This is a genomic window from Chryseobacterium paridis, assembly GCF_016595215.1.
GTDB lineage: Bacteria > Bacteroidota > Bacteroidia > Flavobacteriales > Weeksellaceae > Chryseobacterium > Chryseobacterium paridis.
Genome location: NZ_JAENHK010000010.1, coordinates 2,179,187 through 2,191,618, shown reverse-complemented (window position 1 = coordinate 2,191,618; position 12,432 = coordinate 2,179,187). Strand labels below are relative to the sequence as shown.

Below are 12,432 nucleotides of genomic sequence, written 5' to 3'. Positions count from 1 at the left end.
GTTATGAATATTGCCCAATATTTGGATTCCACTTATTTGAAAACGCCTTTACAATCAGGGCTTTCAGAAAGTGAAACTTTACAAAAAGATATAGATCTTACTCAGGAAGCTATTGATAATGGTATTTTTGCAGTAATGATCCGTCCGGATTACGTATCCGAAATTAAAAAATATATCAACGAAAAGAATTCAAATGTTGTAATAGGTACTGTAATTGGTTTTCATGAAGGAAATTATTCTATCGAAGAGAAGATTACAGAAGCTACTAAAGCAATAGAAGACGGAGCTGATGAGTTAGATTTTGTTATTAATTATAATGCTTACCTAAACGGAGATCTGGAACTAATAAAAGAAGAGTTTGTAAAATGTACTTCTTTATGTGTACAAAATCATAAAGTTGCTAAATGGATTATTGAAATTGCAGCTTTAACCGATATTCAAATTGCTGATCTTACTAAATATATTTCTGAATGGGCAGAAGAGAACTTTCTTGAAAAGGATTTAGCTTCTATCTTTGTGAAATCTTCTACAGGATTTTATGAAACCACAGATGGAAAACCCAATGGTGCTACATTTGAAGGCATACAGATTATGCTTGATAATGCCGGAAAACTTTCCGTAAAAGCTGCTGGTGGAGTAAGAACTCCTGACGATGCTGAAAAAATGATCAGTATGGGAGTGAAAAGAATAGGAACTTCTTCTGCATTATCTTTAATTAAAAATCAATCTGCTACGGGAGGTTATTAAAATAAAATCAATTGAATAATAATAAAAAAACCATCAATAATTTGATGGTTTTTTTATTTATACTTGTTCCTGATATTCTTCGTAGAATTGTTGGGTTTCTTTTATTAAAGCATCCATTTCAACTAATGTGAAAACTTCAAGAAACTTTTTTCTGAATTCCTTGAAATGAGGAACTCCTCTGAAATAATTGCTGTAATGCTGTCTCATTTCAATAAGACCCAGTTTTTCACCTTTCCATTCAGCACTCCATTCAGCATGTTGACGTACTGCTAATAATCTGTCTGAAATGGTAGGTTCAGGAAGATGTTCACCCGTTTTGAAAAAATGCTTGATTTCATTAAAGATCCATGGATAACCAATGGCTGCACGGCCGATCATGATCCCATCACAGGCGTATTTCTGTCTGTATTCCAATGCCTTTTCAGGTGAATCTATATCACCATTTCCAAAAATAGGGATTTCAATATTAGGGTTTTGCTTAATTCTGGAAATATGTTCCCAATCTGCTTCTCCTTTATACATCTGCCCTCTGGTTCTCGCGTGTATGGTTAAGGCTTTGATGCCTGTTTCCTGTAAACGTTCTGCAACTTCATCAATATTAATAGATGTACTGTCCCACCCCAAACGGGTTTTTACAGTTACTGGTAAATGAGTAGAACTTACAACAGCTTTTGTCAGGCGTACCATCAGATCAATATCTTTTAATACACCAGCTCCTGCTCCCTTACAAACTACTTTTTTCACTGGGCAGCCAAAATTAATATCAACTAAATCCGGGTTTACAGTCTCCACAATTCTTGCAGACATCGCCATAGCCTCTTCATCACCTCCAAAAATCTGAATTCCAACTGGTCTTTCATAATCGAAAATATCCAGTTTTTTTCTGCTTTTTATGGCATCACGAATAAGGCCTTCAGAAGAAATAAACTCTGAATACATCATATCTGCACCATGCATTTTGCACAGACGTCTGAATGGAGGATCACTTACATCTTCCATCGGTGCCAGTAAAAGCGGAAATTCCGGCAGTTCTATATTGCCTATTTTTATCATGGTGCAAATTTACGAAATTCTAAACTTTCATAGAGACTGATATTTTCTATGAAAATTATTAGTGTGGAATTGATATGCAAATGGAGCTTACATCTTCTCTAAATTAAAAGCTTGCTTTCACCTGCATACTTCCGATGTGTATCGTTCTATCACCTGAATTTCGACCTTCGTAATTTAAATTCAATTGTAAGAATGAATTGATGGCCTGCTGTATAAATACACTCCAAACCTGATTCTTTCCAGGCTTTAATCCATCCAGCATCTGGTTTCCTACAATACTGAAGTTATTTCCTGTAAAATTGTTATTGATAAAAGAGAAGTTACCTCTGATAGATGTCTTTTTACGTTCCCACTGTATGGTTCCGGTAATATCAAAAGCCTTTAATAATTCTTCACCATCAATTCTCTGTTTTTGTCGGAAAGCAGAAGAAAGTTCAGCTTGTATCGCATCTGTAAATTTATAAGTCGCCTTTGGCTTGGTTTCGAAATTATTTAATCTGTAATCTCTTGTTGAGAATAGCTGCGAAGAGTTTTTAATATCATGAATAGAGTTCTCCCAATCCACCCTGAATTCTTTATTGAACCAATATCCTAGATTTATGAAATGAGAGGTTTGCTCTCGTTCCTCATTACTAAAGTTTGCGTTGATGAGATTGTCATTGGATATAAATCGATAATTTCCGTTCCAACCAGATTTTTCCGTAGGATTAAATTGTACAGAGGTCAGAACATTCTGATTCTTTAAGATCTGATCAGCATTTTTTTCAAATGGATTGATCACCAGAACCTTATCTTTTTTATAGAAGGAATTTTGAGAGTTTAGTGAGATATTAAAATTCCATCGTTTTAAAAATGCATTTTCCGAATTAAAGACAATAGCCGGATTGACGAATAGAGCGAGCTGTAGTTTGTTTTTATTAGAAGGGATATAGCGGACTGAATTAGTGTATACCCTAATATATTTGGCTAAATCAGAATACTCTGCAATTTCAAACTCATCCAGCTGCTGGACACCATCACCATTATAATCCGTCCATTTATAAATTCCCTGGCCATCTGTTACCTTTATATACTGAAACTCTCTCTGAGCCTCCTGTCCGTTTCCAAGTTCATAGAAAGCCTGTAAGCGCATCCCATTTCTGAAAAGCTGTTGATTGTACAGGATGTTTCCAACAACGAAATCATTGTTTCTGGCTGCAGCCATATCTGGAGTCTGATAGAAAAATTTTCTATAATGTATTAAAGCATTTAAAGTCGTCTTTTCTGTTTTTATCAGTTGACTTTCAGCCATGATCCCCAAAATATTATTCATATTCTGAAGTCTGTTGTCACGTACTGAGTCATTGTCTCTCATGTATACTTTTGCCAATAATTTTGTTCTCGTACTATCACCGATCTTCTTTTGAACAAATAGTTCCTTCCAGCTGAAACTTGTGACATCCATAAGTTGAGAGTCATTGTATTTCTTTTCATTGTGCTCCATGCTTCCTCCGAAAGCCCAACTTCCTTTTTTACCCGTATACTCTGTAGATGCTCCACCTCTGATAAACTTGGTGTCTTGTGAAATAGCATTAGTGCTCAGGTAAGATAAGTTTCCTTTTGTGAAAAACTTGCCTTTGATCCATCCAAAATCCAGATCATTTTTAAAACCTTTATAAGAATTCTGCTCATCCAGATAGTTAAGACGATAATTAAGCGTAGACTTATTATTCCATTTATTGAGGAAGCTAAAAATAAATCTGTTTTGGGTTTTCTGGCTGAATTCCTGAGTTAAGTTGAAATCTCTGGAGAACTCCACATCATTTATTCTGTCAAGAATATGAAACTGTTTATCAATATATTGATATTCAAAACTTGGTGTTCCTTTCCAGTTGTTTTTCGTAAATGTTTTGTTCCCGTAAATACGACCAGCATATCCGATATTCTGATCGGAATCTTTAGAAGAAAATAAATTGAGGTCATAATTACTTAAAGAAATGTCTGCACCGATTTTTCCCTCTTTCAGCAGGAATTCTGAATTCACTGAAAATACCTGGGATTTTTGTGGAGAAGGTAGTTTTCGTACTGCTCTGTAATCTCCTGAGTTAGGTCCTACATATTCAAAAACACGTCCGTTATTAGTGGTCTGTGATAATTTATAGTCTCCAAGATTGGGTCCAAAATAGGTGAAAGAAACCTGGTAAAGGGTTTCAGTCGAATTGGTAGAAAACTCATAATGATTACCTCCTCCGGCTTGAACTAATCGGTATAAGATTTTATTGACATCATATTCGGTAATAACACCGGAAGGGGCGTACATCAGATCGGTATTGTTTCCTGCGTTTGCTAAAATCTGTTCATCCTCTTTAGATAAATTTAAAGCAAGTGGGGCATTTTTATTATCATTCTCCATGAACCAGCTTAAGCCCACTTTCATTTTCTCTCTTCGATGTTCTACCTTTCCGGTAAAAAGATATCTGGAATAATTTCTATTCGTATAATTATAAGAGATGGTAATGAAATTCTGTTGGAAAATAGGTCTGAAACTGGTAAAAGTAACTTCCCCTGTGTTATAATTAATAATATAATCCTGGTTTTCACCACGCTTCATTAAAATACCATCGATAAATACCTGTTCAGATCCTGAGATTAATGTTATAAACTGTTCCCCATTTTTACCTGTTAAACGATAAGGACCCTGATTACCTTCGACTCCCTGAAAACGGATTCTGTGAAATTCACTTCTTGCAACACCCATGGAAACATCAACGAAAGTCTTGTTTTCTGTTCCAAATTCGGTCTGAAATTGAAGACCCATACTTCGTCTTTGATATTTTGCAAAATAATTTTTGGCTTCAACCAAATCCAAATGCCCCGCTCTAAGGATCGACTTATCCTTAATATTAAGCTGCATGTAAATTTTATCAAATTCTTCCAGGGTCTGTGTATAACCGTCTGCCTGAATGGGAAGGTTGTGATCTGAAATACTCGCTAAAATAGTAACATCTTTTGAAAGCCTTCCTGAGATTTGAAGATCCATTGAACTTTGTACGGATTGCCCCTGATTATTACCAAATGTAATTCCACGGATAATAGAACCCTTAGAATTTAATTCCCCTAAGAATCTCTTTTTATCATTTTTGGCAAGAACAGCTTCGTCTACTATAACTCTGTTTCTTGTTCTTACAAAATCCAGGGTGTCTTTAGCAAAAATATCCTGTTCAAATCTTGCGGCGAGAATACTATCCTTCTTGATAGAGTCCTGTTGAAGATTGGGATTCTTCCATGAGAAAATCTGAGCATTTGTTGCCAATGTGCCCATGAAAAGAAACAGGAGTAGTAGAATAAAATTCCGCAAATTTTCCAAAATAATTGGTAAAAATACTTAAAAAATGTTAAAGGTGGATGGTTTAGCTTTATTAACAAAAAATTCCCATAATTATTGTTATTCGTCAGAAAATACACTTAGATTTACTATGAAAAATTATTAAAACACAATTATGAAAAAGATTTATTCTCTATTGGTTGCTATGGCAACCACTACAGTCATGTATGCACAAACGACTATTACACAATGGAATTTTGACGGAAACACCAATGATGCCACAACGGGCTCTGGAACAGCTGAGATAGTGGGGGCTACGGGTACTCCAACTTTTCAGGCTGGAAATCCGAGCTCTGGTAGGTCATGGCGGGTGTCCGGATTTCCCGCTCAGGGATCTGGTTCCGGAACAGCAGGGTTTATGTTTGCTGCAAGTACAGAAAGTTATACAGGAATAATGGTATCTGCGGATATTACAGGAACCAATACAGGATCCAGATATTTTCAGATGCAATATACTGTAAACGGATCCACATGGAATGATGTGGGGGACGTAATTGTAATTGGGCCAACTTCAACTTCCGGGTGGACTTCCGTTAATAATTCGATTCCACAAGAAGCAAATAACAATACTAACTTTGCGATGAGATTAGTATCTGTATTTGATCCTGAAAATAATAATGCATTTAAAGCAATCGGTACTACTTCTACTTATTCTGTAGGAGGGGCCATAAGAGTTGATAACATTACAATATCAGGAACGCGACCTACATTATCAATTTCTGATATTAACAATGAAAAACCTAGTTTTATAAAAAATACTTTTGTTAAGAATGGAGAGATTATTTTCGGAGTTCAGGCCAAAGATGTTAAGGTTTATAATATGTATGGGCAGGTTGTAAAAAAAGCGTCTGTGAAAATTAATGAAACTTTAGATGTGTCCGAACTTCAGAAAGGAAATTATATTGTTACAGGAATAGTTAACAATATTCCTGTTTTCAAGAAAATTCTGAAGGATTAATTTTTGCGAATGTACCAAAAATTGATTCAGTATTAAGATGATATTTTATGTTATTGATGATTACTACTTATAAGTAAGCTGAAATTATATAAGATTATGATTTGTCTTAAATGATTTTAGAATACTCAACTATTAAAACACAAAAAATGATGTCTCTATGTTTTTTATCGGCTGCAATTTCTTATTGGTTTATTTGGAAAAAGAAAAGAAAATATGCTATAATCATGTTTGTAGTAACCACTTTATTAATTATACTGGTTGCGAAGTATCATATCGTAGATGAAATTAACTTACAATTTTAACTTATTATGAAAAATCAAATTATAAGATACATTAACATTTTAGGAATCTTTATTGTTTCTTTTATTTTAATGGGAGCTTATTACTTTCAATTTGCACTTAATGAATACCCTTGCCCTCTTTGCTTATTACAACGATTATGTTTCTTTGGTGTAATTTTCGGATTACTTCTCAATTTAAAATTCGAATTCAAATCAACCCATTATGGATTGTCCATCATAAGTGCATTGCTAGGTATCGCAATTTCTTTTCGTCAAGTATTATTACATATTTGTCCTACACCTAATGATGAGGGTTATGGTACTCCTGTTTTGGGAATGCATCTTTATAGTTGGGCCTTAGTAGCTTTTATTATAAGCATCTTAGTCATTAGTTTTTTATTACTTTTTTCCAGGCAATTTGATGCTAATGATAAAAAGGATCAACCATATTGGATGATTGTGTTGGTTAATGTATCATTTTTTGCGGCATTTATATTGGTAACAAGCAATGCCGTTTTTACCTTTATGGAATGTGGATTTGGATTTTGCCCGGATGATCCTGTCAAATATATGATTTTGCATGGAGAATGGTGGTAACAAAGATGTTTTGATTGTATAAAATATGAATTGGAATAAAAAAATGTAATAAAGATTGTATTGCAAAAATAGAAATTGATGATTTAGATCTTCTGATTAGAAATCGAATAAAGTGTCATTGATTATTAATAGAAAGTTAATCTGTTCGTAATTTTCTCGTTTTGAAATAAATGTAATTTTGTCATGGAAATGTCAAAAAGACAAAAAGGAAAAACAAGAATTATGAGAAAAATCTTTACAATTTTAAGCATTACTAGTTCATTAGTTTTTGCTAACGCACAAAATTTGGTTCAAAATCCAGGTTTTGAAACAGGGACTTTGTCACCATGGGCTGCAGGTTGGAATTCAAATTATACAGCACCAAATGTTATAGCGGATGCTCATACCGGTGGTTTTGGAGCTAATTATGCAGCAACAGCTACTACTGGTTTTTTTCAAAATGTAAATGTTACAGCTGGACAACAGTATACATTAAGCTTTTGGTACAAGATAAGCGGAACTGGTAATGGAGGTAGAATATGGAGCAATTTCTTAGATGCAGGAGATAATCCGATTTATCTTGTTACAGATTCCGCAAATGATCCATTGAGAAATAATAATCAGTTTCTAACGAAAAGTACGACATGGCAACAAAAAGTAATTACATTTACTGTTCCGGCTAATGCTACAAGATTACAATTACACCTACGTGCATACAGCAGTTCAAATGTTAGTTTTGATGATTTTTCATTAACAACCGGGACGCTGGCAGTTGGAGAAGTTGCCGCATCTAAATATAGACTTGTTAAAAATACTTTCATTAAGGATAACGGAATTACTTTCGGAGCAAATGTTAAAGATGTAAAGGTTTACAATATGTATGGACAGGTTGTAAAAACAGCTTCTGTAAAAGAAAATGAAATTTTAAATGTTTCTGAATTACAGAAAGGAAATTATATCGTTACAGGTTTGGTTAACAATGAGCCGGTTTCTCAAAAAATACTGAAAGATTAATTTTATTTTTTTAGATAGAAAGCGGTCACTTATACAAGTGACCGCTTTTGTTTTGTTATGATTTAATTAATATAAAATATCAGATTACGAATTTTTAATACCAACCTCTTCTTGCTGCATTAATAATGGAACCCAGATTAAGCACTAAAGTATATCTGATTCGTCTTCCATAATCTTTAAACGCTGGTTCAAAACCCAAAGAAGATTGGATAGGAAAATAAACTTCCAGGAAGTCAGGAACTATTTTGATCTTTATTCCACTATCCCAGATAAATTTGGTAGGGTAGTTCTTGTTTTTATAGATCCCTCCATCAGCATAAATATGGAATATTTTCCATACGCTGGTGTCTACATTTATGGAAGTTATCCATTGATTGACGGTTCCGGGGATAAAAGATTTAAAACCTCCATCTGCTAGAATAAACTGTTGAGATAAAAGCCCACTATTCGCACTTTCTCCTAAAAGATTGTAAGAAAAAGAATAATTTGAAACTCTTGATATCCCATAATTAAATGTATTGTTTCGGGTTTCATTTCTCGCAAAATAACCAGCAAATACCCTTAGACTTAACTTTTGCCTTGGTGCAAATTCCCATCTGTAAAATCCTTCTGCCGTTATTTTGTTGAAATCTTCCATTCCCTGAGTACTAATGCTGAAGCTCTTTTCATGGATCATCTGGCTATCCGTATACCCATATCCTACACTCCACAAATTGTATTTATCATAATCTCCATTGGCTGCCCGTAAAGGACTAAGATCTCTTTCAAAATAATTATATGATGCACTGATTCCTCTGCTTACCGTACTTCTGGGATTTTTTCTGAAATTGATATTTGAGAATATAGAACCCTTTCTATAAGCAAGATTATAATCGTAGTGGAAATAAGCCGCTGAAACACCAAAAGTAAGACTTCGGATAATACTTTCTGCTGGAAGAAAAGAATAAGATACAGCTCCTGATCCGGTCAGTTTTCCTGTTCCTGTACTATAAGTAGGAGTAAAGGAGTAGAGAAATTTCTGATCAAAGAATGACTGGTTCTTCAGATTAAAACCTAAAAGAAATTTATCATACGTATTATTAAAGCGAATTCTCGGGCTGATATAAATTTCATTAAACTCCGGATTTGGAATATCTTTTATCAGTTTTAATTTAATTTTTTTTGCATTTGAGAACAAACCTTTTGAATACAGGAAATTATCCCTGTATGTTGACTCCGGAAAAATATAATCATTATTAAGTGTGATCTTATAAATATCAAGAGCTGGAATTGAAACTGTTTTTGTCATTTCACTTCCATCAGTTTCTACCCAATATTCTTTCTTTTCTTCCTCAGTTGTTTTGGTTTCTAATTTAACAGGAATAGGAGATAAGGTATTTTTATTGATCTTAATATGCAATGAATCATCCTGTTTTTTAAATTTCTGCAATTTAAAATTAACTCTGTTTTTCTGTTTTAAGAAGTCTGTTAAGTAGCTTGTCCTATTATCTCTATCGGCAAGATTTTTTAAAAAGTCTTTTGGATCTACTTGTCGATCGGTGTTTTTAGCTATATAACTTTTCAGTAGGTCGTTGAAATTTTCATATCCCATTTTATCAGCAGAGTAGTTGAAGAGACTTCCTGTTTCAAAACTACTTATAGCCATTACATTGAAATTACTCAATACGGCAAACTTTTCTCCGATTTTCTGATCGAGATTTTGAGACATGATATATTGATAGGCTAGACCATATCGATCAATCAGTTTTACATTGGATGCATGAAATAGCTTCAATGGTTTTATTCCCAGGATTCTTGCTTCAGGAAGTTTTCCTAAAAGTTTTGTTTCTCCATAGAACTTTTTTAGATATTGAATTTCTATGTAAGATTTCAATCCGTTTTTAAACCAGTGATTATCCTGTTTATCGGTAATGATGCTTTCATCAAGAACTTTTTTTGCGATAATCCCCAAATAGTCAAGATCTACTTTTTCTGCATCACTAAATAATTGAAATTTGAATTTCCAAAAGGTAATATCATTGTTTCCAAAAAAATCTTCATCAGCTCTGAATTTTTCGGAAATAAATAATCGTTCAGGAAGATGACCAACCTGCTCTTTGATAAATTTTAAATGTAATGGAAGATAGAACTCTAAGTTCTCTTTTTCCTGTGGTGTTAAAGGGTATCCAAACTGGATCTCAGTATTGATTTCACCTGTTTGTACTTTTATGGAAGGATATTCATTCTGTGAAATTAAAAACTCAGGATCTGAATCTAAATATCCTTTAAAAGAATTGTTTTCTGTTTTATGAAGATTACTTTCAATAAAAGTAGTAGGCGGAAGGTCAAAATTAACTGTCCAATAAGTATTGAAGCTAATAGACTCTTCAATATCATGATAATTTCTTTTTACAATATTGTCCGGATCAAAATGATCCGGAACAATAAAGAAATATTTTAAGGCTATATTTTTACCAGATGTCCCGTATCCTGTAAATCTCTTGTCAGGAAGCTGCATCTGATATTGCAATTTTAATCTGATACTTTTGCCAGGCTGTAATGGCTCATCCAGAGGAATAAAAAGATTTTCTGAAGATATATTGTCACTTAAAACAATAGCATTATCGTTATCTTTTATAGTAAGCTGGAGAAGCTTGCCCAGCTGCTCCGGTTTTGCAAAATGCAGATCAGTATTTCTGTCTTCCAGTTTTCTGTATACTAATGAAGTTCCTCTTCTTTGATAGGCAGAAACCCAGTTCAAGAGTTTTATTGTACGTAATTCCTTGCTAGAATTATTATAATAAACCACTTCCTGGCTGACATCCAGTATCTTTTTGTCTGAAGATAATTTCGCTTCTATGTAGATGCTGTCTTTTTGTGCAGAAACCTGCACAATTCCAAAAAACAAAATAAGACAAATGCTGATCTTTCCCAATACTGTGATAAAGCATCAAATATAACTCATTTTATACAGACTTTGGAAATTTACTGTTAAGCTTTTTTTAAAGAATTTACATAAGCTTTCCATCCTTCATTTTTGTATGTCACTGCAGCTTGTTCTGGGTTTTCAGATTTATAAATACCTCTTCCTACAATAATGAAATCGGAATGAAGGTTTTTGAAAACGTGCTCTGGAGTATTGTATTGCTGTCCTTTTCCGTCTCCTGAATCTGCTAAATTAACCCCTGGAGTAAATAATAAAAGATCTTCTGGAATTTCATTTTGAGAGACACCTCCGATCACATTAGGGTGGGACAATGATATTTTAAGAGCTTCTTCACGGTAGCTGTTAGTTGTTAATGTTCCTTTAGAAGACATTCCTATAATGGCAACAACACCTACATTTTTAAAACAGTCCAGAGATTCAAAACCTCCGATAACCTGTGATGTCACAAAGTCTGCCCAATCTGTGATTTTAAAAACTCCACTTGTAAATTGTAATTCCTGCGTATTTCCGATATCTGCAAATTTTCGATCTTCCATTAATAAAAACTGATGCTTTGCAGCCAATTCTTTTAGTGGAGTGATGGTTTTTTTGTAATCAAAATCAGAAATGATATCAATGTGCGTTTTTAATGCGATAATATGTGGTCCTACTTTTTCAGCGAATTCCAGCAATTCGTTTGTTGTGGTAACATCTGCTGAAGCAATAAGATTGGATTGTTTATTAATAGCTGTTTCTAATAATTTTTTTGAAACAGAATGTTGAGCTGTCTTTAATTTCTGCTCATAAGAGCTTCTTGTTTTTTCTTCAAATTGAATATGGTTTCCAAGAAGGAAATCCTGAATTCTTTTTACTTCTTCATCTGAAAGTTCACCATTTTCCTGTAGAATGCTGCAAACCTCTGAAATGTTGAATAAAGTATGAACTCTGAATCCTTTGTTTTCTAAAAGCTGTTTTCCTCCCTGCTCTCTGTCAAGTACTACAACGATATCTGCTACTTTTAGATCTTCCTGTTCAACTTCAGCGATGGTTTCTAATAAAGATTTCCCGGAAGTGATCACATCTTCTACCAAAAGGCAGTTTTGTCCTTTCTGGTAAATCCCTTCGATCATTTTTTTTGTACCATAATCTTTTGCTTCTTTTCTTTTAATAATAAGTGGAATGTAGCTTTCCAATGACATTGCAGTCGCCATAGGAAGGGCAGCATAAGGAACTCCACAGATTAAATCAAAATTATCCAAAGGAAGCATTTCCAGTAAATAATTAGCAAGATTTTTTAAAATTTTAGGATCAGAAGCTAAAGGTCTCAGATCTACATAAAACGGACTTTCTATACCGCTTTTTAAAGTGAACCTCCCGAATTTAATGATGCCTAGCTTATAACATTCCAAAAAGAATTCTTTTTTACTTTCCATTATTTTTTATTAGATGTTGCAAATTTAAGGATTTGAAATAAGGCTTAAAAATTTATAATTAAATTATAAACAAAAAGCCATCCCAAAAATATCGGATGGCT

At 33.7% G+C, this 12,432-nt stretch carries 9 protein-coding genes; 5 read left to right on the top strand and 4 right to left on the bottom strand.

Annotated elements, in window-relative coordinates:
• Positions 1-3: 3 nt before the first annotated feature.
• The gene (gene deoC / locus JHL15_RS19380) at positions 4-747 is read left to right on the top strand and encodes a deoxyribose-phosphate aldolase (RefSeq protein WP_200248440.1); all 744 of its coding nucleotides are present in this window, start codon (positions 4-6) and stop codon (positions 745-747) included.
• A gap of 57 nt (positions 748-804) precedes the next feature.
• Here the strand turns inward: deoC and dusB are convergent, their stop codons facing one another.
• Together dusB and JHL15_RS19370 are read right to left on the bottom strand one after the other, a co-directional pair.
• Positions 805-1,800: a tRNA dihydrouridine synthase DusB gene (dusB, locus tag JHL15_RS19375; protein ID WP_200248438.1), complete on the bottom strand. Its 996-nt coding sequence runs from the start codon at positions 1,798-1,800 to the stop codon at positions 805-807.
• 103 nt (positions 1,801-1,903) lie between these two features.
• On the bottom strand, positions 1,904-5,101 hold the full coding sequence (locus JHL15_RS19370) for a hypothetical protein (RefSeq protein WP_200249222.1): 3,198 nt from the start codon (positions 5,099-5,101) through the stop codon (positions 1,904-1,906).
• Between the two features lie 178 nt (positions 5,102-5,279).
• On the opposite strand from JHL15_RS19370, the gene JHL15_RS19365 reads away from it, so the two are divergent.
• From JHL15_RS19365 to JHL15_RS19355, 4 genes are all read left to right on the top strand, one after another.
• Positions 5,280-6,122 carry a T9SS type A sorting domain-containing protein gene (locus JHL15_RS19365; RefSeq protein WP_200248435.1) on the top strand — a complete coding sequence of 281 codons (843 nt, stop codon included), beginning with the start codon at positions 5,280-5,282 and terminating at the stop codon, positions 6,120-6,122.
• 110 nt (positions 6,123-6,232) lie between these two features.
• On the top strand, positions 6,233-6,424 hold the full coding sequence (locus JHL15_RS21380; protein WP_394369205.1) for a DUF5993 family protein: 192 nt from the start codon (positions 6,233-6,235) through the stop codon (positions 6,422-6,424).
• Positions 6,425-6,430: 6 nt separating this feature from the next.
• Positions 6,431-7,000 (top strand): disulfide bond formation protein B, encoded by a 570-nt coding sequence (locus tag JHL15_RS19360; protein WP_200248434.1) that lies wholly within the window; start codon positions 6,431-6,433, stop codon positions 6,998-7,000.
• A gap of 222 nt (positions 7,001-7,222) precedes the next feature.
• Positions 7,223-7,993, top strand: coding sequence for a carbohydrate binding domain-containing protein (locus JHL15_RS19355; RefSeq protein ID WP_200248432.1), 771 nt, complete (start codon positions 7,223-7,225; stop codon positions 7,991-7,993).
• A 94-nt stretch (positions 7,994-8,087) separates the two neighbouring features.
• Here the strand turns inward: JHL15_RS19355 and JHL15_RS19350 are convergent, their stop codons facing one another.
• Together JHL15_RS19350 and pyrF are read right to left on the bottom strand one after the other, a co-directional pair.
• Positions 8,088-10,880, bottom strand: a complete 2,793-nt coding sequence (locus tag JHL15_RS19350; RefSeq protein ID WP_200249221.1) for an aminopeptidase — start codon at positions 10,878-10,880, stop codon at positions 8,088-8,090.
• Positions 10,881-10,963: 83 nt separating this feature from the next.
• Complete coding sequence (gene pyrF / locus JHL15_RS19345; RefSeq protein ID WP_200248431.1) at positions 10,964-12,331, bottom strand: orotidine-5'-phosphate decarboxylase; 1,368 nt, start codon at positions 12,329-12,331, stop codon at positions 10,964-10,966.
• Positions 12,332-12,432 lie beyond the last annotated feature (101 nt).